Here is a 26,541-nt window from a genome sequence, read left to right on the forward strand (position 1 = left end):
AGAAGTAAGCAATAAACTGGAACAATCAACAGAATGACCGTGCAAATGATAACCCAGACCATATGACATAAATTCTGGAGTCAGGAAATATGTGAAAGAAATATAAACAAGGCAAACCCTCGGAGTTAAGGAGGGTTTGCCTTGTTTCTTCTATATAAAGATACATCTACATAGAGATAGTTTCCTGACCAGACTCACTGATGTGCCCGTGTGAAGGATGCTTTTAAACTTGATCTTTTGGCGCCAGCTCAATAGCAGAGCGGATGGCAGCCAGCATGCTTTTATCATCGGCGATATTTTTACCAGCGATATCGAAGGCTGTACCATGATCGACAGACGTACGAATGATGCCGCCTTTCAGACCAACGGTGATGTTCACACCTTCCTCGATGCCCATTACCTTGATCGGTGCATGGCCTTGATCGTGATAGCAGGCTACGACGATATCGAAGTCACCGCGACCAGCGCGGAAGAAGAGGGTGTCTGCCGGGAGGGGACCAACGACGTTAATGCCTTCCTGTTGCGCACGCTCAATACCCGGCTGCAGCTTCTCTTCTTCTTCTCCGTTACCGAACAAGCCGTTCTCTCCGGCATGAGGATTGATTCCACATACAGCAACGCGTGGATTCTCAAAGCCTGCTTTTTTCAGTGTATCATGAGCAAGCTTCACGACAGTGTAGGTTCTTTCCGGATTAATGCTCGCGATAGCATCGATCAGACCCATGTGTGTTGTCAGATGAATGACTCTTAAATTAGGCGTGGTCAGCATCATGGAAAAGTCCTGTGTATCCGTCAGGTCAGCCAGAATCTCGGTGTGGCCCGGATACAGGTGCCCCCCTTGATGCAAAGCTTCTTTATTCAAAGGAGCCGTGCAGATGGATTGAATCTGGTGCTTTTTGGCAAGGTCAATGGCTTTGGCGAGAAACTGAAATGCTGCATCTCCTGCCACGGCAGACACTTTGCCGTATTCCAGATCGGCAGGAACGAGATTCAGGTCAATCACATCCACAGTACCGAACTCATATTTGGCTTCGGAAGGCTCTTGAATCGCGTTGACGTTCAGACTTGAGCCGATAACCGGCAACACGCGCTCTAGAATCTTCGCATCACCGATAACGAGTGGATTGCACTGAGCGTACATCTCTTGGTGACCCAGTGCTTTCATAATAATCTCCGGCCCAATACCTGCTGCGTCGCCCATCGTAATTCCAATTGTAGGTTTCATACGAGAATACCCCCTTTTAATTTTTGAATCGCATGGATAAAGACATCGGGTTTGCCGAAGCCGCCAGCTTTGGTAATCACATGCAAATCATCAATCCCGATAAACTTAGAGATCGGCACACCGATTTCAAGCTCATCCAGTAGCTCGAAGCCACTAATATTCCATTTCAGGCAGATTTGCTTAGCTGTATCGCCACCCGTCATGGATACCCCTTTGAAAAGTCCCTCTTCCAGTAGTCTGGCACAGATCTCACCCATCGCGAGTACAATTTCATTGCTGACTTCCGTGTGATTGAGACCACGCATTTCGCCCGTTGCCCGTGCCAGTTCAATATCGACTTGTTCTGCGGTGGAGTATAGGACGACATCTTGTCCTTCCAGCGCTTTGGATCTCACCTCTGCATAGACACGTTCTATTTCCTCTGCCCGGTCTGCTGATGAAGATACAGCTTTGAAAGAGTGGAATAGAACGGACGAGATGCGTGTCTGTTTCAGCAGTAGATTTAACTGCTCGCGGGAATTTTTGTTCACGCTGCCCACAACCGTGAGGATGGGGCCGGGATTCATCGGTATTGTCAGTTCGGCGGACTTGGATTCAAGCTCGTAATGAGCAGGAAGGTAGTTAGCAATACCAGCAGATCCTGCCCAGGCAAAGGTATACTCCAGCTTGCGAGTCATCTGCAAGATCATTTCCAGATGCCGTTCTTCTGTGGAATCTACGAGTACATACGGAATGTTATTTTGTTTAAACTGTTCCAGTTTCACTTGAATGTGACCTTGGCCAATCTCCAGATCAGCAAGCGTAATTTCGCCCACTTCATAATTCGTCTGTTGTTTCAGCAGGTCGGGAAGGTAGGAAAGAGTTACGGGTGTCTTCGGATCATTCGCAATCTCGGTATCCGCGAGCGGAACGCCGTTCAGGTAATGGATACCCTCAAGGATAGTACGGTTATTTTTCGGATAGCCTGGAGCGATCATCATAAAATCAGGTTTGACGACATCATACAGGGCATCAATCTCGATGCCGATATTTCCACGCATGGTCGAGTCCATCTTTTTGAAAATCGTATCAAATCCATTGTTCTTCAGCAATTGAGCTGCCTGATATACACGTTCATACGCTTCCTGCGAGGATATGGAACGACTATCTGTATCAAAGACGACGGCATCGTAACGTGTAAGAGGCTCCTCATCCATATTAAAAAGAACACTGGTCTTCAAGCCATGACGGGCAAGCTGCACCCCGCTGTCATTGGCACCGGTCAAATCATCTGCAATAATGGCTAATTTCATGCAGTCATCCCTCCTTGTAAGCACAATTTTATAAGTCCGCTCAGATCATTATTTAAGCGGACTTTTTGAACTACCTCTTTAAGCACAGATTAAGCATATTAGATCAGATGAAAATCATCTATGTGGTTGGTCGTTGATTGTATTTCTCAACTCCGCCTGATTTCTCCAGTCGTTTGGAGAGGAACCCGATGAAGATCGGCAATAGGATGGCTGTCGTAACAACACTCGCGGCAATCTGTACCGTCGCAATCTCGGCTATAGGGGCAAATGAAGCATTAGCAGCGACGATGGCAGCAGGTGTACCTACCGCATTTCCGGCTGTTGAACCTTCGGAAGCACCAACGATGGGATTCCAGCCAATCGCTTTGAACAACAGATATCCAATTCCACCTGTGAGGAGAACGGTCAGAACGCCAAGCAAGATTCCACCAAGTCCACCTTGGATAATGGAGGAGAAGTTGATTCCCATACCCAGTGAGAAGGCGAAGAACGGAACAAGTTTGTCACTGCCTTTGTGTAACCACTCCGCCAGACTGCGATCCAGATTACCAATAATGACACCAACGATGAGCGGAAGCAATACCGCAACGAATGCCATAGGAGAGAACATGCCATTGGCAAAGCCCATCGCACCGAAGATGGAGAGCGCTACCATGGTTAGAAATGGGCCATCGCTGAGCGCGAGGAATGGATAGGCGGCTTTGTCATCTTCTTTCCCGTATTGACCAGCGAGTGCAATGTACAAACCGCCGTTCGAGTTGGTCATTGCAGCAATAATGGCAAGTGGGGCAAGACCTAAGAATAACCCGCTTGAGTCGGCAAATAAAATGGCAACGAGGCCAAGTGCTGCACCGATCGCCCACTTGACGACCAACAAGGTAACGCCCTTACCGACGGATGAACCTGCTGTTTTGAACGTAATCTGTGTACCCGCAATCAACAGGAACAGCGCGATCAACGTACTGGAACTGTTAACGAAGAGTGCTTCCGTGAATCCACCAATGCGCAGAGCATTCGGGAAGAATGTATTAATGGTTGCACCAAGTAAAAGGGGAACAACCATCATACCGCCAGGGATGCGATCTAAAGTTGCTTTAATGTTCATAGTAGTAGCTCCTTATGAAGTAATCGTTTTTATAAAGCGTTTGCAGGGATTATGTTATCCCAAAACGTTTAATATAGCAACAATGAATTATTGTAAATTTAAAATACGTGCCAAAGTGTTTAAAAATGCAACACTTAAAGACGATAAAAAAGACGCAAACTTAAAGTTAATCTTTAAGTTTACGCCATAATGTGGCTCGGTTAATCCCAAGGCGCTCTGCGGCCTTCGATTGGTTATTATTTTCCTCCTGAAGCACGGACTGAATAACTTCTTTCTCGATCTCCTTCAGCGTACCGTTCAACTTCATGTGACTTGCAGAAGGTTGCTGACCCAGTAAGCGGGACAAGGTAGCCGTGGTGATTACATAATCCGGTTCATTGAGTGCAGCCTGCTTGATCAGATGCTTCAACTGGTTGACGTTCATATTCGTGATCTGATCCCGGATCAACTGTAGTGCATCTTCTTTGATCCTCACCGCAGTAGTTCCGTATTTCTGGTAGTAACCTGTAAGGAAATGCTGCATGAGTGGAGCCAGATCCTCGGGTCGATCCGCAAGATTTGGCATGATGATCGTATTAAGCTCCAGATCGAGTGACCACTGTGGGGTCAATGCTTGCTCCCGAGTATAAATACTCCAATCTGGCTTTGAAGGCAGTTTTGGATAAAGGAGAGCAGCTCCGGATCTGCTATACGTGCTTCCATATGATTAATCTCTACATTTCGAACCTTGGCTAGTGGTATTTTGTGCAAATGACCAGATGGAACTTGCGAGAGATCGATCTGTAATAGCAGTCCGCCACCGGAGTACATCTGATGAATGTGTTTGACTAGAAAAGATTTACCGGAATCCGCTTCACCCAGCAGATAGATCGGTTCATGATTCTCGTAGAGTGCCCGAATGTTCTTCAATACGGCCTGCATGGCAGGGGACTCGGCAACGATGGGTTCCATCGATGCGTCCGTGAAAGTTGTTATGCCGAATTGTGCAAAGGTATAGGGTTGTCCTTTTTCCAGCATATATACCTTGTAGCTATTGTTGTTCAGCGTCGTTTCGTAGGCATTGACCGTGAGTTGATAATCGTCCACCATGAACACATTTTGGATCTGGGATTGATGAAATTCCAGGCTGGTGTTGGTCAGATACATGTGATTATCGGTCAGTGGATTTTTCTCAAAGTCGGTCAGATTCTCGAACACAACTTCATTCCGTTCGTTTAAAATAAGCAAATTCGGATGTTCCTGTGTGACCAGGTCATTCAGGATGATCGATATCGCATGATTTTTGCTCAAATAACGGTAGACCAGCTGTGCATCCTCCATCGCTCTAAGGATGGATTCCTGGCCGGATTGGATCAACAATCCTTCCAGACCATAGGTCTTCGCAGTATTGACAGTGATTACATCTCCCACAATCTGACGGTACCCAGAAGCTTTCAACTCCAAGAGCAATCGTGCCACATCTTCCGAGCTATGTATGGTATAGACCTTGAGGGGAAGATCCATCAGATCAATAATGGATTGTGCACCCGAGGTGATGTTGGAGAAGCCAACGATGGCCGTTTGGCCGTTAAACTGGCTTGCCAGTGTAAGAGAACGAATCATATCATAGCCCGATAACTGAACATCAATAACGGGAATAGTCACTGCTTTTTTAATCAATTGAGCCGTTCCGCCACGACTGATGATAATCTCTGCCCCGTTTTTCTCAGCTTGAGTGGCTAGTTCCATACCTTTCGCCAAATCGCCCACGTCCGTCTGAATGGCTAACTGGGGAAAGCGGGGAATGCACTCTTGTATAATAGGAATCATGGATTCGTAGGGAGCGATAAAGTGAACTCGTGTACGCATATTTTTCCTGCCTTTTATAGAAATCATTGATCCCCTTATTATAGCCAACTTGCGGAGGAATGGCACCTTTGAACGAACCAACACGTTCATGTCTGCAAAATGTTCATGTGATATGTCACCACAGCTCGTTGAGCCTAATGTGATGAAGTGCACTGAATCGAACTGCCATGTATCTCAAAATGGATGGAAAATTGCACACGATCAGTGTGGAAGTAAGGAGAGTTCATATGGGAGATATTCATAAAGTGGCTGAATCGGATCACATCATTAAAGATATTGTTGGAAAGTTTCCGTGCAGGGTTCTGTGGAGTGAGGGCCGTCCATGTCTGGAGTATCAGAAGGAAGAAGATGTGGCATTAATAACCGAATACGTCCGCACAGTATACAATGTTGAGCTATTAGATGTATTTTTCACAGCGGTGGAAAGCCTTCCCGTTGAACCGTAATCGGTAAGGATGTGGATCGGAGTAACTCCACTTGCAATCTTGAAATGTGAAACCTCAAACGTCAAATTCATGTATTATAGTTACATATGAACTTATCGGAGGAGGAACAAATTATGGGAATCTTGTCGAGGTTTAGGGACGTGATGAAGGCAAATATGAATAGCTTGTTAAGCCGATCTGACGATCCGGAGAGAACGGTGAATGAGGTTATGCGTAGCTTAAGCAGTGATCTAGGGCAGGTAAAAGCAGAGACGACTGCCGTACTCTCGAACGAGAGCAGAGCGAAGCGAGCATTGGATGAATCGAGTAGCGAGCTGCGCAAGCTTCAGCGGTATGCAGAGAAATCAGCGGAAGCCGGGGACGAAGATAAGGCATTCCAATTTCTGCAGAAAAAAGCGAAGCAGGCCGAGAAGCATAACGAATTACAAGCTGCCTATGATCGAGCTGCGGCCAAAGCCAAAGTGATGAAGCATATGCAGGATAAACTGATGGCGGATATGGCGACGATGGAAGCTAGATATACTGAATTGAAAAGTAAAATGGCAGACGCGAAGGCCAAGCAACAGGCTAATGAGCAGAACGCGTCGACGAGTAGAGCAAATGATGCACTCCGTGCAATGGAAGACAAGGCTAATCAAGCATTGAACGAAGCAGAGGCTCTGGCAGAGCTTCGAGCAGGCGCGCAGGAAGATGACTTGGACGAATTGATTGCACAATTGGAGAGGGACATGAACGCTGAAGCGGGTAATCAAGAGAAGAAGGTACCAACGGCAGAGGAAGAACTTGCAGCCATCCAACAGCAACTGAAAGATAAGTGAGCCTATTTATAGTTTCGACTAATTTTTTTACACGAAAACGGAGGGGACAGAAATAGCATGAAGAAGCGGAGCGCTCGCCTTTATCACCGGAATTTTTCCCTTTAGAGAAGGGAATCAAAAAAATCTGGGGATAACAGCGATCGGAGGGCTATTCTGTCATCGTAGTGGCAAGTGTAAACATTTTATAGTTGAACCTATATAGATGTAACGAATACATTTTTAAGACATTGAGGTGAGCAGATGCCGGTTATTGAATACAGATGTCCGAACTGTGGTAGTGGGATGAACTTTGATGGGAATACGGGAATGTTATCCTGCCCTAGTTGTGGGCGACAGGATAATATTGAGCAGATTCCAGACCCACTCAAGAAGCAGGTATTTACGGAGAACGAGATCAAGTCATACCACTGCACCAGTTGTGGGGCTGACCTTGTGACAGATGCAGATACGAGTGCAACGACCTGTAGCTTCTGCGGAGCTGCGGTTGTCTTGAGTGACCGATTGAGCGGAGAACTAGCTCCAGCGATGGTGATCCCTTTTGCTATTACGAAGGAGACTGCGAAGGAAGCATTCAAAAAGTGGTGCAAAAACGGCCTGCTTACGCCAAGTGGCTTCATGACGGCTGATCGGATCAAAGAAATAACCGGGATCTACGTGCCCTTCTGGTTATATGAGTTACATAACAGAATTGAAGTTCATGGTCGTGCCACCAAGGTGAGAAGCTACACGCAGGGCGATTATCACTATACCGAAACGCAGCACTATGAGATATACCGCAAAATCCGGCTGAACTATGTGAACCTGCCCATCGATGCATCCAAGAAAATGGATGATAAGCTGATGGATAAGCTGGAGCCTTTTCCTTACAACCAATTGAAGGATTTCAAAACGCCGTATCTTGCGGGTTATATTGCGGAAAAATATAGCTATACGGATGATGAGCTCTACCCCCGAGCCAAGGAAAAAACACGGCCTTATATTGAATCTTATATTGCTTCTACTGTGTCGGGGTACACCAGTGTAAGTTATACGGATAAACAGATTGATACTACACTAAAAAATGCAGATTATGTCTTGCTCCCTGTATGGATGGTGTACTATGACTTTAATCGCACGGAATACACGTTTGCCATGAATGGTCAGACAGGTAAAGTTGTGGGCAGACCTCCCATCAGTAAAGCAAAAGTTGCGGGATGGTTCGCAGGCGTGTCTGCCGTATCATTTCTCTCCATTAAGGTTGTGGCATGGATGATGGGAGGTGGCTTCCTGTGAAAAAGGGAACGTACATTGCGTTAATGACGGCCTTCATCTTCATTGTAATGTGTGTGGCAGCCCCGTGGATTCCAGCGCAAAGCGCGGCAGCGGCAACGAAAGAACTGATTCTTGATGAAGCGGGCTTGCTAAGCTCGCAAGAAGTTGAAGAGTTAAATGCCCTGGCGAATAAATACAGTGCGGAGCGCGAGACTGACCTTATCGTTCTTACGACGAATAATGAGGAGCAGATCACGGATGAATTGTTCACAGAGAACTACTATGATGAGCAGGCACCAGGTTATGATAAGCCCCATGGTAATGCAGTTATTTTGACTTTGGATATGTACAATCGTACTGTGTATGTGGGTGGTTTCTACAAAGGGGAAGACTACGTTACCAATAGCAGAGCTGATGAGATTACGGCTCAGATTGCTCCTTACCTGTCCGACGGTAACTACAGCCAAGCCTTTGAGAAGTATCTTACGATGGCATATGAGTACTTAGGTGACAAACCACTGGACGAAGATTCGGGTAAAGGATCTACTTATCCTGGCTCAAGTTCAGGTACGGGTTCAGGTAATTATCCTAGTGGAGGTTCGAATGCGAACCCCGATAATATTTTGTTCAATACATGGTTTCAACTTGGTGTATCTGTAATTATTGGTGGGATTGTGGTAGGCATTATGGCATATAATTCGGGCGGACGTGTAACCGTCAATCGTGCAACGTATGAGGATTCAGGTGCTTCAAGTGTGGTGGATCGCGGAGATCGGTATATTCGGACAACTGTAACCAAAACCAAGATCGAGAGAAATAACAATAATGGTGGCGGAGGAGGCGGCGGTGGTGGTACCACTCGCGGAGGACATTCCCATAGTGGTAGCAGCCGATCATTCTAATCTAGCCAACCATGATAATTCAATCACAATAATACAGCGTAGGACGTGGTGCTCGTGTGACGATGCAGCATGTTTACTATAGAAGGGACGGGATTGAGTATGAGTTTTTTCAGAAATCAATTTTCGAATGTGGTGGAATGGGAAGAGTTTAGAGATGATATGATTTTCTGGAAGTGGAGCAATCGGGAGATCAAGAAGGGCAGTAAGCTGATTATTCGTGCCGGTCAGGATGCGATTTTCCTGAATAACGGCAAGGTGGAAGGGATTTTTGAGGATGAAGGCTCATTCAATATTGATTCCGAGATTATTCCATTTTTGTCGACGCTAAAAGGCTTCAAGTTTGGTTTTAATAGCGGTATGCGCGTTGAAGTGTTGTTTGTGAACACGAAGGAATTTACGGTGAGATGGGGAACCCAGAGCCCGGTATTGATTCCGACGCCGCAGCTTCCGGGCGGCATGCCAATTCGTGCGAACGGTACGTTTAACTTCAAAGTAAGTGACTACGTCACGCTAATTGATAAGATTGCAGGCATTAAGCAAAGCTATTTGGTCGATGATGTCAAAATTCGAATTACCTCTGTGCTCGATCAGTTGCTGATGAAGTGGATCAGCCGTGAAGGAAAAGATATGTTTAACCTGCAGGCGAATGCAACAGATATAGCCAAAGGGATTCAGGAAGATCTGGATATGCAGATGATGGATATTGGGATTGGCATTACCGGCTTCCAAGTGATGAGCTTCAACTATCCTCAAGAAATTCAGGATATGATTACGAAGACGGCTTCACATGAGATGATCGGCAATCTGCAAAAGTACCAACAGGTGAGCATGACCGACGGCATCTCCTCAGGTAAGGTGCAAGGCGGCGGCGCGGCTTCGGATATGGCAGGGATGATGATGGGCATGAACATGGCGAATGAAATGATGAAGAACATGAACCAGAATCAAAATCAGAATCAAAATCAGAACCAAAATCAGAACCAAAATCAGAACAACCAGGGTCAGAGCCAAAATCAAAATCAAGGCGATAACTCAGGCTCCGCTTCATCCTTGGAAGGCAAGAAGCCTAACTTCTGTCCAAACTGTGGTGCCAAAAATGAAGGAGCTAACTTCTGTCCGAACTGCGGGCATAAACTTGGTTAGAGGAATAAGGAAGACCGGGCTAACTCACAAGTACATGGTACTGTGCAGTTAGCTCTTTTTTGTTATAACGCAAGGCGATGTTTTAACTTTTAAATAAAGTGTTGACAACGAAAACAAAATCATATATCTTTAACTTAAGATATTTAATTTAAAAATAAATATTATGCATAATCAATAAATTCAACTAATCTTTTTATACGAAAACGAAGAGGACAGAAATAACATGGAGAAGCGAAGCGCTCGCCTTTATCCCCGGATTTACCTTTACAAAAAGGGGATCAAAAAAATCTGGGGATAACAGCGATCGGAGGGTTATTCTGGCATCGGAGAGGCAAGTATAAGCATTCTTTAGTTGAATACAAAACATATAAGGAGAGATCAAGATGATTATTCCTACATTAGATCGCATCAACGAACTTTCAAGAAAAGCAAAAGGAGAAGGATTAAACGAGATGGAGCAAGCGGAGCGGGCTCGTCTGCGCCAGGAATATTTGCAAACGTTTCGGGGCTCGATTAACGACATTCTGCTGAACACAACCATCTATGATCCGAATGGCGACGATGTTACTCCAGACAAATTGAAACAGGAACAAGCAGACCAAAAGCAAGAGTGATTTATTTTTAAACTAATATCTTAATATTAAGACAAAATACAAAAACAACATCACAATTAACCATTCCCTAAGGAGGAATTTATCATGACACTTCAAACTGCAGGTATCCACCACATTACAGCTTTTGCAGGAGATCCACAGGCCAATGTTGACTTCTATGCAGGTATTCTCGGACTTCGTTTGGTGAAAAAAACAGTGAACTTCGATGCTCCTGACGTATACCATCTGTACTTCGGTGACGAAGGTGGAAGCCCAGGAACGATCATCACGTTCTTCCCAGCAGCTGGATCTCCAAAAGGTAAAATTGGCGGCGGTCAGGTAGGGATTACCTCGTATGTCATTCCTCCTGGGTCTATGGACTTCTGGCAGGATCGTTTAGAAAGTTATAATATTCAGGTAACGAGAACAAGCCGTTTCAACGAACAATTCCTTCAATTCGAAGATAGTGAAGGCCTTCGTCTGGAGCTGGTTGAGCGTCAAGAGGGTGCTAACAGCACTTGGGCACATGAAGGAATCGCAACCGACCAAGCCATTAAAGGATTTGGAGGTGCTGTATTATTCAGCGTCAATCCGGCAAGAACAATGGATGCACTGGATAAAATCCTTGGATTCACCAAAGTCGCTGAGGATCAGGAGTATGTACGTTATCAGTCTTTTGGTGACATTGGCAATGTAATTGATGTGCCTGTGGCTCGTATGCCGCTTGGCGTAGGCGGGGCCGGTACGGTTCACCATATCGCATGGCGTGCCAAAGATGATCAGGAGCATCAACAATGGGGTGAGGCTGTGTATCAATATGGTTATCAACCAACACCAGTACGGGATCGTCAGTACTTTAACGCCATTTATTTCAGAGAAGCTGGAGGCATCCTGTTCGAGATTGCTACAGATCCACCTGGATTTGCGAAAGATGAGCCTGTAGAAACGTTGGGTCACAAACTGATGCTGCCGGAATGGTTTGAGAAATACCGCACACAGATTGAAGACAATCTGCAACCGATCCAAGTTCGTACATTGGAACCAGCAAGTACAAGATGAAATTGAATGAAGGAGTATGAAGGATGATCATGGAGAAGAAGGTTACCTGGCTAGAGCTGTTCTACGATCTGCTATTTGTAGCTGCGGTGGCCAAAGCGAGTCATGTATTGTTACATGCCGAACATGGAGTGATTACATTTGAATATCTGATGAAGTTTGTATTGATTTTCATTCCAGTCTGGTGGGCATGGGTGGGTCAGACCTTATTTATCAATCGGTATGGCCAGGATATCTTCATCCATCGTCTATTTCTCATCCTACAGCTCCTATCTGTTATGGTGATGACAGCGAGTCTCTCGGTTGATTTTGACCAGCATTATCTATCCTTCTTCGTGGGTTATATCGGTTCTAGGGTATTCACGATGATTCAATACTTCACTATCCATAAGTCTAAGAGTGAGCAGCAGCAACAAGCCGCTCGTTTCCTAGGTCAATGTTTTCTCATCGGGATATTAATCTCGACCAGCTCCTTGTTCTTTGATTCATGGCTCAGATATGTGATTCTGTATGCTGGGATTGCAGTAGATATTATTCTTCCTTTGATCGGTCGCAAAAAACTGGTGAAGGTGCCGATCCACACGCATCATTTATTGGAACGGTTCGCGTTGTTTACACTCATCCTGCTGGGTGAATCGGTGGTTAGTATCATTGCCGTCCTCCAATTGGATCACTGGGATCTGAAGTCCGTGCTGTTCATCGCATTTACATCTGTATTTGTTATTGCCCTGTGGTGGCAGTACTTTGATAACGTTGAGAAGAAAGTCAGCAAAGAAATACAGACAGCTGGTCAAGCCATTATATATGGACACTTGTTCATCTATATCTCTATGAGCATGATTGCGGCATCGATTCAACTGCTGTATTTGAATAAACTCAATTATTTATTCATGCTAGGCTTTGTGTTCGGATCCGTGCTGTTGTACTTTATGTCCACCTCGCTGGTGTTCCATCGCTACAGATATTCACATATGCGGCTGAAACCGTACCATTTGGCGATTATGCTTGGCGTCATTGGAACCTTTATCATCGTAGATCTCATCTATCGTGTGCCCAATTATGCAATTGTAGGAGAGAACATGGCGTTCTTCCTCGTCTATGCCAAAATGACCACATGAATATATAGTGAACATTTAACCCCGCAACTTCTGAAGTTGTGGGGTTTTTCGTCTTTCTATGAATATCTTCATTTATTTTCTTATAGGGAATCTGTTAATATGAGACTAGATCCAAGTGAAACTACTCAGACACACAGGAGGGAAACCATTTGAGCACTAATATAATCGGCGTTCCATTGGAAGGGTTTGCAGACTTTAGTCGCACAGTTGCGGCAGAAGGTGCTGTATTGTTAAGAAACAAAGGGAATATTCTTCCGATTCAGCATAACGAAAACGTTTCAGTTTTTGGTCGAATTCAGGTTAATTACTATCGCAGCGGTACAGGATCAGGTGGAAGCGTACATGTAGCATATACAACGAATCTGTTAGATGGGTTACGCAGCAAAACCAATTTAACCATCAACGAGGAACTCGCTTCGGTATATGAGAAGTGGATTGAAGCCAATCCATTCGATGATGGCGGCAAAGTATGGGCGGCAGAGCCATGGAATCAGAAGGAAATGCCTTTGACGGATGAATTGGTCGCACAGGCGAGAAGTAAATCTACCAAAGCCATTGTCGTCATCGGACGTACAGCAGGTGAAGATCAGGATAACGCAGACGCACCTGGAAGCTATCAGTTGACAGAAGATGAGCGAGCAATGCTGAAGCAGGTGACGAATCATTTTGATCAGACGATCGTAGTGCTAAACGTTTCTAACATCATTGATATGAGCTGGCTAGATGACGAGAGCTATGTGCATCCCATTCAATCGGTCATTTACTCATGGCACGGGGGCATGGAAGGTGGTAATGCCATTGCTGACGTATTGGCAGGAGACGTTACGCCAAGTGGTAAATTAACCGATACGATTGCGTATTCCATTAATGATTATCCTTCAACGAGTAACTACGGGAATGAGTTCAAGAACCTGTATCAAGAGGATATCTACGTAGGCTATCGTTATTTCGAAACGTTTCGACCTGAAAAAGTTCAATTTGAATTCGGTTATGGATTATCGTACACCACGTTTGCAACCGAATTTGAAGAGGCTAAAAGTATCTCCAAAGAAGGAGAATCCTTCATTGAGGTGAATGTAAACGTAACCAATACAGGAAATACGTATGCCGGTAAAGAAGTTATTCAGGTGTACTACGAAGCGCCGCAAGGCAAGCTAGGCCAACCTCTAAAATCATTAGCTGCATTTGGGAAAACCAAACTGCTTCAGCCTGGAGCATCGGAGCGTCTGAAGATCAGTTTCCCGCTTCATACCATGGCATCTTACGATGATGAGGGTGTAACAGGTCACGCATCTGCGTATGTATTAGAAGAAGGTACGTATCGCCTGCATGTAGGGACAAGTGTCAAACAAGTCGAACACATTCTTGTCGATGGTCAAGATGGCTATGTGGTGGAGGCGCTTCAGGTTGTGGAGCAGCTTCAAGAAGTTATGGCGCCGACAGAAGACTTTACACGTATGAAGCCAGGTGCACGCAAGGGAGACGGCTCATATGAACTGGTGTACACTGCGGTACCGAATCGCCAAGTTTCTATAGCTGAGCGGATCAAGCAAAATCTGCCGCAAGCTTTGGAGCAAACAGGCAATCAAGGTTACAAGCTGAGAGATGTCAAGGATGGCAAAGTGAGTCTGGAAGCCTTTATTGCACAGTTAAGTGATCAAGATCTGGCTGCCATTATTAGAGGTGAAGGAATGAGTAGTCCACTCGTGACCTCCGGTACGGCATCTGCATTTGGTGGAGTTAGCGACAGTTTGTTCAATTATGGCATTCCAGTGGCGTGTACGGCAGACGGCCCATCCGGTATTCGTATGGATAGTGGAGAGAAGGCAACGCAGGTTTCCATCGGAACGCTGTTAGCAGCGACATGGAATACAGAGCTAGTCGAAGAACTGTATGTGTTGGAAGGGCAGGAACTCTTGAGAAACCAAGTGGACACCTTGCTGGGACCTGGACTAAATATCCGCCGCAGTCCGCTAAATGGACGTAACTTTGAATATTTCTCAGAAGATCCGCTGATCTCGGGTGTATTTGCTGCGGCATGTACGAAAGGCATCATGAAAGGCGGCTCTAACGCCACGTTGAAGCACTTTGCATGTAATAACCAAGAGAAACACCGGAGTAAAGTTGACGCAGTTGTATCTGAACGTGCGCTCCGTGAGATTTATCTGAAAGGCTTCGAGATCGCTGTGAAGCAAGGCGGCGCGAGTTCAATCATGACTTCCTACAACCCGATTAACGGTCACTGGGCCGCTTCCAATTATGATCTGAATACAACCGTTCTTCGCGGAGAATGGGGCTTCCAGGGAATTGTAATGACCGACTGGTGGGCGATTATGAATGATGTCGTTGAAGGTGGAGAAGCTGACCGGAAATACACGAACTGGATGATCCGCGCTCAGAATGACCTATACATGGTTGTTCCTAACTATGGGGCAGAGATTAACGGCTGGGATGACAACACCATTGAATCTTTGGAAAATGGAACCTTAACTCGTGGTGAGCTGCAGCGTTCTGCTAAGAACATCTGTACGTTCATTATGAATGCGCCAGTCTTCTCCCGCAAACATGAGATTTTGGAGACCATTGCTTCATTCCAAGCGAATGAATCTCTTTCAACCCAACAGGCTCAAGCGCTCGCTGAGAATACACAAGTGAAACCTGCTGTGAACGAACCTGTATATATGAAGGTAGACCAAGCAGGACAATATCGAATCATCGTACAGATCATGTCTCCAGAGCCTGAGCTTGCTCAAAGTGCTTGTAATGTGCTGTTGAACGACCAATTGATGACAACGATCCAAACGAATGGTACGGAAGGAAAATGGATCAGACAGAAGCTTGTCAAAGTAGAGCTTGCAGCCGGCGTGTACGAATTGAAGTTAGATTTCACTAAACCAGGCTTGCAGATCGACTGGATCGAGTTTAAACCACTGTAAGGTCAGGAGTGTTGCAAGGAATGAGAAGGTACAATTTTTGGAGTCCACTACTGCTGATTGCGGTGGCGCTGATTACGAGAAGCCTGGTCACAAACCTAGGCTTAGTGTTCGGTATGTCGCATGAAGCAGCGAGTAACATTGCCATTATTGCCATGATCATTGCCGCACTGATCATGTTTAATCGCTTGACCAAGGCTCGTCGTAATCGTAAATAAGCTTGTAGCTTTAACGAACAGGAGTATTAGAAGAAGGCACCCGCGAGGGTGTCTTTTCTTTATCGTTGTTTAAGGAGGTTTGGATGGTTATACAGGTTATGGCGATGATGAAGTGACGGATATCACAAATGTGCTATAATTGAACTATTCAGCCTGGAAAAGTACTGGCTATGGATGGGAGAGGTAACTGATCTATGCAGGTATTTGAAGACTGGAACCAGAAAGTGAAAAAAACGTTTAATGCAACGAATCCAACGGCTGTACTTACAGTTGCCGAAGCGGGCAGCGCATTAGGTTTATCGAAAGACCAGATGAAGCTGTACGTGGATAAAAATAAGTTGACCAAGGTTCCGATTATGAGGAGTATACACAGATACCTCTTACTGAAGAGCGAGATCGATGACATCGTTAATAAACGTTAATTGCATAAGAGTATGACATCAGCCATTTAACCGATTTGTATTTCGGAAAGTGGTTATTTTTTTTATGATTAGCTTATTGTGCCTAGACCTTGTACAGAGAGGGGATTAGCATGAATACCTTATCAGGCTGGTTATATAATCGGGTGAATTGGAAGTGGATTGTGTCTGCAATTGTGCTGTTTGCCTGCTTTATCGTATTTATTTTGCCTTGGCAGGCTGCGGAGTCCAAAGAGGCCACCGGAGGAGGAGAATCTCCGGATTCGTCCTTCTGGTATACTGCGGATGATCTTTATCAAATGGCAGAAAGCTATGGGGAGACTGGACGCAGTGCCTATATCTATGCCAGGTTTACATTTGATCTTATCTGGCCGTTAGCCTATCTCTTTTTATTGGTAGTGCTGATATCGGCACTCTACCGGGTGCTCCCTGCTAGGAGTCACTGGCGTAAACTAAATCTGCTTCCACTGGGTGGTTGGGCTTGTGATATGTTAGAAAATATAGGAGCTTCGATCACAATGTATCGTTATCCCCTCCCCACACCTGTCATTGCCGAGCTAACCCCGGTATTTACGCTCGTTAAGTGGTGCCTGATCTATGCTTGTTTTGCCGCACTCGTACCAGGGGTCGTTCTTACGATTATCCATTACGTCCGCCTCCGGCTGAATAAGAGATAAAGTCGTGATTAAAGGATAACATCGATAAAGGATAAAATCAGTATGATAGGACAATCCTACCTCAGGTAGCTATTGTTCAATACGGAGGATGGCGAAAGAACTGATGGAGCTAGATCTCTGCTTGCCAAAGGGACAAACTGTCATTTATACTCTTGGCGCAAGGTCTTAGCATGACACGAATATATGAGTCCAAGGAGATGAATAATGCATGGCAATCAGCTTGAATGTGTATCTAGTAACGGATGGTAATGGTCGTGAGGCAGTGGAGTTCTACAAAGAGGTGTTTAATGCAGAGGTACTAGCAATCCAGACGTTTGGTGAAGGGCCGTCTAGCCCAGATCATCCGATTCCACCTGAAGCCAAAGACCGTATTATGCATGCCTCCTTGCAGATTGGTGGCTCTGTATTGATGCTATCTGATACGTTCCCGGGCATGGAGCACACCATTGGCAACCATATTACCGTTACAGTGAACACAGACACGGCCGATGAGGCAACAAGCATTTTCAACAAGTTGGAAGTTGGCGGAGAAGTGAAAATGCCGATTCAAGAGACCTTTTGGAGCCCAGCCTACGGCTCGGTGACCGATAAGTATGGTGTTCAGTTCCAAATTAGCTGTACGCCGAGCAACGCGTAATCTCATAGCCTTATAAATTTAGAAAACCTCATGGACATCAGCAAGATCGTCCTGAGGTTTTTTGGTTTTATTTCAACAGAATATCGCATTGTACAAGCAGCAAAGCGGCCTGTAGTGGGTTAGCCTTCTTTTTGAATCTTGGATGGGTTGTTGATTTTGTAAGGAACCGGATTGCGAGTGAGCTTCTTCTTAATGATTTTGGCTTCAAAAGAAAGAATGTCCCCCACTTCAAGCTCCTGCTTCTTCATTGTGGCACTGTGGCTAGACCAGGCTTCGCCAATTTCAATCAGTTCGGGCTCAGTAATCGCCACCGCTTCATAAATAATAACTTCATCGTCATTATCCGAGAAGTGATTCGGAACAGTCGTGAATTCTTTAACCACAGCAGACATCTTCACTTTGCCGTCTGGCAGATCAATCTTAATCGCCTTTGATTTACTTGCGGTTTTTGCTTTGGGTTTGGCTTCCCCAGTAGTACTGTTTTGGGGGCCAACATACTCCTCGACCAATCCATCCGGATCACCGACAAGACCCGAAACGCGGTGATTATCATCATCGATGTAGTCCATATGATCCGGGTATTCGGAAGGAATCGTTACCGTTGATGGTGCAGATGCTTCCACATTCGGTTCATCTTGAGCGCTAGGCTCGTCCTCTGATGTCGCCGTAGATGTCGTTGTTGTGGTCGATTCGCTCACCTTGCCCGTCCCTGCTCCTGCCAAACCTCTAGCACTGTAGCTGGACGCCTGCATTTCCTTCAAATACGAAGGGTGGATGCAGTGCTTCTGATCGTTATCCAGTTGAATAACCGCAGCCATATGATCGACATAACCCAGGATGGTACAGGGCAGATTGAGCCCGTTTCCTTTATAATAAAACGTTTTGAGCTTGGTAGCTTTCCCCGATAGCAATCCCCACTCCTGACATTTTTCAATGAGTTCCTCTTCGTTTTCGAGCGCTGTATACTGTTGTGGTTCAATTATAAAAGCATATGTCATAACGCATTTCCGCCTTTCTCTGGTTCTCTATGTTCATCGTTTCCAAATTACAATCAGTGTATCACAAAAGTACACCGCGACATAAACTTATCCGAGCGTTTGCAACGAGTGTCTATGGTATAATTTCTCTGAGATAGACAACGTTAAACGTGTGTATACAATTAGCAAGCCGTGTACCCAGGTATACCTTGTGTGCCGTACATATACCCAACTTCTGCGGGAGGTAACTTCGATGAATCTAAAAGTAAATCATCAACTTCTATGGCCTTTAGTAGGCATCGCCATTGGGACGAGTATCGGTATTGCTACGAACCAGACAGCTTTAGGTGTTGCATTCGGGATCACCCTTGGCATATTAATCGGATCTGTTGTTAGCAAAAGAATCCGTTCTGATTCGGATGAAATGCTCCGTGAACATGTGAGTGAATTGATTAAACCGAGGGACTGGCATGAAGCACTCCAGCACTCGGAAGATCATCCTGTACTTATTTTTAAACATAGCACGACCTGCCCGACTAGCGCCCGCGCCTACCGAGAATTTATGGCCTTTGTAGGCTCCAACGCATCCGAGTCTGGACAGCGCATGGACTACCATATTGTCAAAGTGATCGAAAGTCGTGCGCTTTCTCGCCACATTGCAGAAGAGACAGCGGTTATCCATCAATCACCACAGGTGCTGTTACTTGAACAGGGGCGTGTCATCCAACATACGTCACACGGTAAAATCACGAAAAAGAGATTAACTCAGTGGGCCCAAGATCCGTTTAGTTAATAAAGAATGATTAGCCCAGCAAGGTAGCGAACCATCAGCTGTGATTTGGAGGTGTGACTTCCAAACAAGCTATCCCAATCTAAAATGAAACGCCGTTCCCTCTTCACGAGGAGAACGGCGTTTTTTTTATGAATTATGATGTGAATTTTGGCAACCAGTCACCGTGAGCTTCGATCAATTCATCACACATGGCAACAATGTCGTCGATGGACAATTCAGCAGCCGTATGTGGATCAAGCATTGCGGCATGATAGATGTGATCCTTTTTCCCTGTGATTGCAGCTTCAATCGTTAGCAGTTGAGTGTTGATGTTGGTACGATTCAGTGCTGCCAGCTGTGGTGGCAGATCGCCGATGTACGTTGGGCTGATGCCAGATCCGTCGACGAGACAAGGCACCTCTACACATGCTTCACGAGGCAGGTTCGTGATCAGCCCGTTATTCATGACATTACCGCCGATTTTGTACGGACGGTTCGTCTCCATAGCCTCCATAATATGCGAAGCGTACTCCCGGCTACGGGTGTGCTCGATGTTTTCACTGGCAAACAGCTTCTCGCGCATTTCCTTCCAGCCTTCAATCTGATTCACGCAGCGACGTGGATATTCATCCAGTGGAATGTTGAACCGTTCAATCAGTTCAGGATAGTTACGTTTGATAAAGTAAGGGTGGTACTCAGCGTTATGCTCGGAGGATTCCGTTACATAGTAGCCAAAACGTTGCATCAGCTCAAAACGAACCATGTCATCATGCTGTTCCTTCTGTTTTTCCTTCGCCAGACGTTTGATCTCTGGATAGAGATCCTGTCCATCACGTGTTACCTCAAGCAACCATGCCATATGGTTTATACCCGCAATCTTAGCAACCACACCAGTCTGATCAATCCCAAGCGCATCAAACAGATGAGGCACACATACCTGCACACTATGACACAGTCCTACCGTTTTGATGCCGCCATGCACGTTCATGACATTGGTGAGCACGGCCATCGGATTCGTGTAGTTCAAGAACCAAGCATCTGGGCACACTTCCTGCATATCCCGTGCAAAATCGAGCATTACTGGAATGGTACGCAGGTTACGGAAAATCCCCCAATGCCAAGCGTGTCAGCAATTGTCTGGCGCAGCCCATATTTCTTCGGAATTTCAAAATCGGTAATGGTACATGGATCATATCCGCCCACTTGAATTGCATTAATGACATATTTCGCTCCGCGAAGAGCTTCTTTGCGATCCGTATATACTTTCACGCTACAGCGACTTCCCAGAGAACGTGCCATGCTGGTTAACAAACGCTCCGAATCGCTCAGGCGCTCGGCATCAATATCATACAAAGCCAGCTCAAAATCTTGTAGTGCTTCGGTCATCATAACGTCACCTAGTACATTTTTGACAAAGACGGTGCTTCCCGCACCGAGGAATGTAATTTTGCTCATCTAAAGTTCAGCCTCCCTGAATTTGTTGTACCTTCACTATAGGCTCATTGGAGGCGGATAACTATGGTGCAACCTATCTTAAATATGGCATAATCCCATTTTTGGTGTCGCTTACATAGATAATATGACCCATTTACCTGTTATAATATTAACAACAATCATTGATGCGTATTGAGGGAAGGAAGTGCGTGAGATGAGTCGAATTGAAATGAATGTGGTTTCTTTAGACTGGACACAGATGGAGCTGGTGCTGCTATTTTTCGGATGGGAGGACTGTGAGCCATCTCATTATTGGGGTCCAGGTGTCCGCGACTCCTACATTATTCATTACATTCATGAAGGGCGAGGCATGGTGCAGATGGAGAACCGGGAATACCATCTCTCGCCAGGACAGGGATTTGTCATTGTCCCGGATACGATTATCCACTATGAGGCAGATGCAAGTGATCCGTGGACGTATTCTTGGTTTGGATTCAGAGGTGTGCATGCCAAAACATTTATGCAGCGAGCCTATCTAAGTCCGGAACACCCTGTGTTTGAAGCTCAAGACCCCATATGGTTTGATCAGTTGTATACTGACATAGTTCAGGCCTCGTCACGGCATGGCGGCGATATATTTAGCCAAAGCCTGTTATATCGGTTAATTGCGGAGCTGATTGCTTCTTCTCCCAAGACGGAAGAAAAGACGGATCGTCCTGTGTCCACCAAGGAAGAATATATTCGTCAGGCTCTACAATATATGGAGAACCGGTACAGTCAGAAAACCTCGATCCTAGATATCGCGCAATCTGTTGGGCTGGATCGTACTTATCTCTCCGGGCTTTTCAAGGAGCGGTATGGCAAGTCACTTCAGGCTTTCTTCCTTGAATATCGGATCAACCGCGCGGCTGAGCTACTGCAAAATCCTGTATTATCTATTAGTGAGGTAGCCCATTCAGTGGGATATACCGATCCGCTGTTATTTTCTAAGATGTTCAAACGGGTAACAGGAGTATCTCCCAAAGCATCTAGATTACAGCCTAATCCAACCATATAGATGGATTATTTTAATTTCATGTAATAAAAGTTTTGAACATTATCAGTCTGCCAGCTATACTTGTACAGAAACCAATTGAATATGTGGAATTAGGTGCTTTATCGATTCGGATAAAAGCTTAATAGGGAAGTCCGGTGTAATACCGGCGCGGTCCCGCCACTGTAACAGAGGAGTCATACAGCGTATTGCCACTGGTGTAAGCCGGGAAGGTGCTGTCTGACGATGATTCTGGAGCCAGGAGACCTGCCTAATTTAACGACACGTTAGTAACCTACGGGAGATAGGAAGGTGTTTAGAGAAGCATGATTTTTTCTGAAAATCTGTCTATTTAAGGCGTCCTTAACCGGTAACACGGAGAAGGGCGTTTTTTTGGTAGCGGGAGATAGATTGTACCATTCCATTGCAGAGCGATGGAGCTTGGGGGAGAGGACGTCTGAACGCGTGAGCAGATACATCATTAAAAGATTAGTTCAATTGGTAGCCGTATTGTTCGGCATTACCTTTCTGACTTTCCTGTTAACCTACTTGTCTCCAGGAGACCCAGCAAGGCTGATGCTGATGTCCACAGGGGTCACGCCAACCGACGAGTTGGTCAGACAGGTGCGCAGCCAGCTTGGGCTCGACCAGCCCTTTTGGATGCGTTATGGTACGTGGCTGGGTCATGTGCTCCAAGGCGACTTCGGTACTTCCTATAAGTATGATCGCCCTGTAGTGGACATCTTGTTGTCTCGTCTACCAGCAACACTACGGCTAACAGGTAGCGCTATGCTTATCGTCATCGTGATCTCATTTCCACTGGGAATTCTCTCGGCAATCTATCGGAATAAATGGCTGGATTATGCGATTCGTTTATTCTCTTTTGCTGGGTTGTCGATGCCAAGCTTCTGGCTGGGAATGTTACTCATGCTCATATTTGGCGTTCAACTGAAGCTGCTGCCAGTGATGGGGAGTACGGGATGGAACAGCCTGATCCTGCCTACCTGTACGCTGGCGGTTCCGCTGATTGCACAGTATAGCAGGCAGATTCGAGCAGTTATGCTGGATGAAATGTCTCAGGACTATGTGAGCGGAGCGAGATCCAGAGGTGTGAAGGAGAGACAGGTCATTATGCATCATATTTTGCCAAACGCACTCCTGCCGATTGTTACCTTGATGGGGATGTCTACCGGGACATTATTAGGCGGTGCAGCGATTGTAGAGAGTCTGTTTGTGTGGCCAGGTGTAGGTCAGATGGCGGTGGATGCCATTTTCACACGGGATTACCCGTTGATTCAGGGTTACGTCATGTGGATGGCGACAATATATGTCACGCTCAATCTGCTTGTTGATCTATGGACGCATCTGCGGGATCCTCGGATTCGACTGGAAGTGGATGTGTAGATGAGTGAAATGATGCAGGTATTCAAACAAAATCGTTGGTTTACATTGATCCTAGCCTTAACCGGATGCTGGGTAATTCTAGCGATAATCGCACCGATCCTGGCACCCCATGATCCACTGACAACCAACTTTGCCCATGTGCTTCAACCACCTAGCGCGGAGTATCCCTTGGGTACAGACCAGCTTGGGCGTTGTATTCTGTCACGTCTTCTGTATGGGGCGCGCACATCGTTACTTCTCACCTTTATGATGACGGGTATTGTCTTTGCACTGGGTGTAACGATTGGTATTATATCGGGATTCGCTCGGGGTGTGACAGATACCGTATTAATGCGTTTAACAGATACGCTCATGGCTTTTCCAGGGTTAATCTTCGCTATTGCTGTAGTCGGCATGTTAGGGCCAGGATTATTCAACACGGTGGTAGCTCTGTCTGTGGTGTGGTGGGCGAAGTATGCACGTCTTGCCAGAGGTCTCGTCATTTCATTACAGCAAAAAGAGTATGTAGCCGCCGCCGCCTTCGGCGGTGCACGGTGGAGTCAGATCATCATCAGAACAATTCTACCCAACATGATCTCACCGCTGATCGTCATGGCGATGATGGATGTGGGCGGCATGATGTTATCGATCTCGGGTCTATCCTTCCTCGGACTTGGTGCACAGCCACCTGAACCGGAATGGGGAGCCATGCTGAATGAAGGCAGAAGGTATCTACAGACTGCACCATGGTTGTTAGTTTATCCGGGACTAGCGATATTTGGCACGGTTATGATCTTTAATTTATTGGGAGATAGCCTTCGAGATGTGCTTGATCCTAAGAAAGAAATCAAATAACGGGGGAACGAAAATGAACTTTATTCGCAGGAAGTCATTTATGCTTATGGCGTTATCGATTGTGATGTTATTTGTGCTTGCAGCATGTGGAAGTGCATCCCAAACAACCGACGGAACGGACAAGTCCGGACAATCAGCGCAATCTGAACAATCGGATCAGAGCCAACCGGGGAAGCCAACCCACTTGAACGTTGCGTTATTTTGGCTTGGTAGCAATCTTGATCCTGCAGAGGAATGGAATGGTTGGACACTTACGCGTGCAGCAATTGGGGAGACGCTGGTTCAGTTTGATGAAAATATGAAGCTGGTTCCCAAAATTGCAGATACGTGGGATCGGATTGATGAGAAGACATGGCATTTCCATATTCGTGACGGCGTAACGTTCCACAATGGCAATAAGGTGACAGCAGAGGCTGTGAAGACATCAATTGAACGCTCGCTGGAATTAAATGAACGGGGACAGTCCACGTTACCGATTGCTTCCATGACAGCGGAAGGACAAGACCTTACAATCAAGACGACGGAGCCTTACGCATCGCTGCTTGGAAATATTGCCGAACCACTGTTTGTTATCGTGGATACTACTGCGGATACATCCAAGTTTAGCAGTGAGCCTATCGCTACAGGGCCATTTATGGTGACATCCTATACCCCGGACCAAGAGATTCAGGTGAAAAAGTATGATGGATACTGGGGTGGTGCGGCTGATCTAGATACGATGACGTTAAAGTATATCAAGGACGATAGCACGCGTGCACTTGCCTTACAATCCAGTGAGATTGATGTGGCTAGTAACGTCGGTCGCAGTAATCTCGCGTTATTTCAAGATAAGAACCAATACACGATTGATGAGATCCCGAGTTTACGGACACAGTTTGTCTGGTTCAATCTGAAGAATCCTACACTGAGTGATCCTGAAGTGCGCCGCGCCATTTCCTATGGTATTGATCGGGACATGTATGCGAACACACTTGTGGGAGGTCAGGGAGCCAAAGGGCCGTTTACGTCAGCTCTCCCATTTGGCTATGACCAAATCAGCGGATATAGCTACGAACCGGAGAAGGCTAAACAATTGCTCGATGAAGCGGGCTACAAAGATACAGACGGTGATGGTATTCGGGAAAAGGATGGAGAGAGAATATCACTCCAGTTGATCCTCAACACGGCTTACGAATCGGATTCCATTGTAGCTGCTGCGATGCAGTCCCAATTGAAAGAGATTGGGATTCAGTTGGAGATGACCTCTTATGAAGACCTGACGGATCATCAGAAGAGTGGCAATTTCGATCTCGCCTTAACCAGTATTAATACGGGGATTACAGGAGATCCGCAATATATTCTCGATTTCTACTTCAAGACCGGAGCTGAGTGGAACGTAGGTGGGTATAGCAACAAGAAGCTGGATGGTGTGATTAATCAATTGCATTCGGAATTCGATGTGGAGAAAAGGTATGCTTTAGCGGCAGAGGCGCAACAGATGATTCTGGATGATGCGGCATATCTGTTCGTGACCTATACTCCTATCAATATTGTTAGCAAAAGCACGGTTCAGGGGGCAACGATGTATCCAATCGACTTCTACTTACTTGATCGTAATATCAAGGTTAACCAATAATGAAGCCGCTATTAGATATACGGAATCTTTCGGTGACGTATCAGAGCGGATCAGCCGCGCTGCGAGATCTTTCGTTTACGATGAAGCCCGGTGAGATCGTGGGCATTGTAGGGGAGAGCGGCAGTGGGAAGTCTACATTACTTCGTGCGATACTTGGTATGTTACCCGATGGAGGGCAATGTACGAGTGGAGAGGTTTTTTTTCAGGGAAGGTCGATATTAAGTTATTCTCCGGCAGAGTGGAGCCAGATTCGGGGCAAACGGATAGCGATTGTATTTCAGGCGAGCGGTTCGTATCTCAATCCGATTCGCAAAGTGGGAAGCCAATATATTGAGGCTATTCGTACCCATTTCAACATATCCAAGAAGACAGCCTACGACATGGCGCTGGACATGTTATCTGGGATGGGACTGCACGATCCACAGCAGATCATGAATGCATATCCCAACCAGCTCAGTGGTGGAATGAAGCAACGAACAGCTATTGCGATGGCGGTAACAATGGAGCCAGAACTACTTCTGACCGATGAACCCACCAGCGCATTGGATGTAACGACCCAGCTGGAAGTGCTGAAGCGACTGCATGAGCTGAGAGATCGAAAAGGAACAGGCATTATTATGGTAACGCATAATATAGCGGTTGCCGCCCATATGGCAGATCAGATCGGTGTAATGCAGCAGGGTGCACTGGTTGAGTATGGAATGGCGGCTAATCTGATTACGAATCCACGGGAAGAGTATACTCGGCAGCTTCTACAAGCCGTACCCGAGCTTGATCTGGGAGGGCAGTGA

Annotated in this window: 25 protein-coding genes, 1 pseudogene and 1 riboswitch; of the genes and pseudogenes, 19 read left to right on the top strand and 7 right to left on the bottom strand. The window is 46.0% G+C overall.

Going from position 1 to position 26,541, the window contains the following annotated elements; translation table 11 throughout:
* Positions 1-223: 223 nt before the first annotated feature.
* The 5 genes from pdxA to DMB88_RS01050 all read right to left on the bottom strand — a co-directional run bounded on the left by pdxA (position 224) and on the right by DMB88_RS01050 (position 5,470).
* Positions 224-1,225, bottom strand: coding sequence for a 4-hydroxythreonine-4-phosphate dehydrogenase PdxA (gene pdxA, locus DMB88_RS01035; protein ID WP_128099872.1), 1,002 nt, complete (start codon positions 1,223-1,225; stop codon positions 224-226).
* Complete coding sequence (locus DMB88_RS01040; RefSeq protein ID WP_128099873.1) at positions 1,222-2,517, bottom strand: four-carbon acid sugar kinase family protein; 1,296 nt, start codon at positions 2,515-2,517, stop codon at positions 1,222-1,224. The genes pdxA and DMB88_RS01040 overlap by 4 nt, the downstream gene beginning before the upstream one ends.
* A 118-nt stretch (positions 2,518-2,635) precedes the next feature.
* Positions 2,636-3,622, bottom strand: a complete 987-nt coding sequence (locus DMB88_RS01045; protein ID WP_128099874.1) for a 2-keto-3-deoxygluconate permease — start codon at positions 3,620-3,622, stop codon at positions 2,636-2,638.
* A 166-nt stretch (positions 3,623-3,788) separates the two neighbouring features.
* A complete protein-coding gene (locus DMB88_RS30635) occupies positions 3,789-4,232 on the bottom strand; it encodes a helix-turn-helix domain-containing protein (RefSeq protein ID WP_254438407.1) in 444 nt (147 codons plus the stop codon).
* Positions 4,229-5,470 carry a sigma-54-dependent Fis family transcriptional regulator gene (locus tag DMB88_RS01050; protein ID WP_254438408.1) on the bottom strand — a complete coding sequence of 414 codons (1,242 nt, stop codon included), beginning with the start codon at positions 5,468-5,470 and terminating at the stop codon, positions 4,229-4,231. The genes DMB88_RS30635 and DMB88_RS01050 overlap by 4 nt, the downstream gene beginning before the upstream one ends.
* 227 nt (positions 5,471-5,697) lie before the next feature.
* On the opposite strand from DMB88_RS01050, the gene DMB88_RS01055 reads away from it, so the two are divergent.
* From DMB88_RS01055 to DMB88_RS01115, 13 genes are all read left to right on the top strand, one after another.
* Positions 5,698-5,916, top strand: coding sequence for a hypothetical protein (locus DMB88_RS01055; protein ID WP_128099875.1), 219 nt, complete (start codon positions 5,698-5,700; stop codon positions 5,914-5,916).
* A gap of 113 nt (positions 5,917-6,029) precedes the next feature.
* Positions 6,030-6,734: a PspA/IM30 family protein gene (locus DMB88_RS01060; RefSeq protein WP_174715262.1), complete on the top strand. Its 705-nt coding sequence runs from the start codon at positions 6,030-6,032 to the stop codon at positions 6,732-6,734.
* A gap of 240 nt (positions 6,735-6,974) precedes the next feature.
* A complete protein-coding gene (locus tag DMB88_RS01065; RefSeq protein ID WP_128099876.1) occupies positions 6,975-8,006 on the top strand; it encodes a TFIIB-type zinc ribbon-containing protein in 1,032 nt (343 codons plus the stop codon).
* Positions 8,003-8,887, top strand: a complete 885-nt coding sequence (locus tag DMB88_RS01070) for a TPM domain-containing protein (RefSeq protein WP_254438409.1) — start codon at positions 8,003-8,005, stop codon at positions 8,885-8,887. Before DMB88_RS01065 ends, DMB88_RS01070 begins: the two co-directional genes overlap by 4 nt.
* A gap of 99 nt (positions 8,888-8,986) precedes the next feature.
* The gene (locus DMB88_RS01075; protein WP_128104252.1) at positions 8,987-10,030 is read left to right on the top strand and encodes an SPFH domain-containing protein; all 1,044 of its coding nucleotides are present in this window, start codon (positions 8,987-8,989) and stop codon (positions 10,028-10,030) included.
* A gap of 383 nt (positions 10,031-10,413) precedes the next feature.
* Positions 10,414-10,644, top strand: coding sequence for a DUF896 domain-containing protein (locus tag DMB88_RS01080; protein ID WP_217363764.1), 231 nt, complete (start codon positions 10,414-10,416; stop codon positions 10,642-10,644).
* Positions 10,645-10,728: 84 nt separating this feature from the next.
* Positions 10,729-11,682: a ring-cleaving dioxygenase gene (locus DMB88_RS01085; RefSeq protein ID WP_128099877.1), complete on the top strand. Its 954-nt coding sequence runs from the start codon at positions 10,729-10,731 to the stop codon at positions 11,680-11,682.
* A 26-nt stretch (positions 11,683-11,708) separates the two neighbouring features.
* The gene (locus tag DMB88_RS01090; RefSeq protein WP_128104254.1) at positions 11,709-12,797 is read left to right on the top strand and encodes a low temperature requirement protein A; all 1,089 of its coding nucleotides are present in this window, start codon (positions 11,709-11,711) and stop codon (positions 12,795-12,797) included.
* Between the two features lie 149 nt (positions 12,798-12,946).
* Positions 12,947-15,733 carry a glycoside hydrolase family 3 C-terminal domain-containing protein gene (locus DMB88_RS01095; RefSeq protein ID WP_128099878.1) on the top strand — a complete coding sequence of 929 codons (2,787 nt, stop codon included), beginning with the start codon at positions 12,947-12,949 and terminating at the stop codon, positions 15,731-15,733.
* 20 nt (positions 15,734-15,753) lie between these two features.
* Entirely contained in the window at positions 15,754-15,948 is a 195-nt protein-coding gene (locus DMB88_RS01100) for a hypothetical protein (RefSeq protein WP_128099879.1), read from the top strand.
* Between the two features lie 194 nt (positions 15,949-16,142).
* The gene (locus DMB88_RS01105) at positions 16,143-16,370 is read left to right on the top strand and encodes a DNA-binding protein (RefSeq protein WP_128099880.1); all 228 of its coding nucleotides are present in this window, start codon (positions 16,143-16,145) and stop codon (positions 16,368-16,370) included.
* A 110-nt stretch (positions 16,371-16,480) separates the two neighbouring features.
* Positions 16,481-17,044: a hypothetical protein gene (locus DMB88_RS01110; RefSeq protein ID WP_128099881.1), complete on the top strand. Its 564-nt coding sequence runs from the start codon at positions 16,481-16,483 to the stop codon at positions 17,042-17,044.
* Between the two features lie 208 nt (positions 17,045-17,252).
* Positions 17,253-17,681: a VOC family protein gene (locus tag DMB88_RS01115; protein WP_128099882.1), complete on the top strand. Its 429-nt coding sequence runs from the start codon at positions 17,253-17,255 to the stop codon at positions 17,679-17,681.
* A gap of 119 nt (positions 17,682-17,800) precedes the next feature.
* Here the strand turns inward: DMB88_RS01115 and DMB88_RS01120 are convergent, their stop codons facing one another.
* Entirely contained in the window at positions 17,801-18,679 is an 879-nt protein-coding gene (locus DMB88_RS01120) for a hypothetical protein (protein ID WP_128099883.1), read from the bottom strand.
* Between the two features lie 232 nt (positions 18,680-18,911).
* Between DMB88_RS01120 and ytxJ the strand changes: the two genes are divergently transcribed.
* Positions 18,912-19,451 carry a bacillithiol system redox-active protein YtxJ gene (ytxJ, locus tag DMB88_RS01125; RefSeq protein ID WP_254438410.1) on the top strand — a complete coding sequence of 180 codons (540 nt, stop codon included), beginning with the start codon at positions 18,912-18,914 and terminating at the stop codon, positions 19,449-19,451.
* 133 nt (positions 19,452-19,584) lie between these two features.
* Here the strand turns inward: ytxJ and DMB88_RS01130 are convergent.
* A pseudogene (locus tag DMB88_RS01130) lies at positions 19,585-20,885 on the bottom strand (alpha-glucosidase/alpha-galactosidase).
* Between the two features lie 193 nt (positions 20,886-21,078).
* On the opposite strand from DMB88_RS01130, the gene DMB88_RS01135 reads away from it, so the two are divergent.
* The 5 genes from DMB88_RS01135 to DMB88_RS01155 all read left to right on the top strand — a co-directional run bounded on the left by DMB88_RS01135 (position 21,079) and on the right by DMB88_RS01155 (position 26,541).
* The gene (locus DMB88_RS01135) at positions 21,079-21,921 is read left to right on the top strand and encodes an AraC family transcriptional regulator (protein WP_128099884.1); all 843 of its coding nucleotides are present in this window, start codon (positions 21,079-21,081) and stop codon (positions 21,919-21,921) included.
* Positions 21,922-21,995: 74 nt separating this feature from the next.
* A riboswitch (cobalamin riboswitch) is annotated at positions 21,996-22,187 on the top strand.
* A 175-nt stretch (positions 22,188-22,362) separates the two neighbouring features.
* Positions 22,363-23,301, top strand: coding sequence for a nickel ABC transporter permease (gene nikB / locus DMB88_RS01140; RefSeq protein WP_128099885.1), 939 nt, complete (start codon positions 22,363-22,365; stop codon positions 23,299-23,301).
* Positions 23,302-24,135, top strand: a complete 834-nt coding sequence (gene nikC / locus DMB88_RS01145) for a nickel transporter permease (protein ID WP_128099886.1) — start codon at positions 23,302-23,304, stop codon at positions 24,133-24,135.
* A gap of 13 nt (positions 24,136-24,148) precedes the next feature.
* Positions 24,149-25,750: an ABC transporter substrate-binding protein gene (locus DMB88_RS01150; RefSeq protein ID WP_128099887.1), complete on the top strand. Its 1,602-nt coding sequence runs from the start codon at positions 24,149-24,151 to the stop codon at positions 25,748-25,750.
* Positions 25,750-26,541, top strand: coding sequence for an ABC transporter ATP-binding protein (locus tag DMB88_RS01155; protein ID WP_128099888.1), 792 nt, complete (start codon positions 25,750-25,752; stop codon positions 26,539-26,541). The genes DMB88_RS01150 and DMB88_RS01155 overlap by 1 nt, the downstream gene beginning before the upstream one ends.

The sequence above is a fragment of the Paenibacillus sp. DCT19 genome, assembly GCF_003268635.1.
GTDB lineage: Bacteria > Bacillota > Bacilli > Paenibacillales > Paenibacillaceae > Paenibacillus.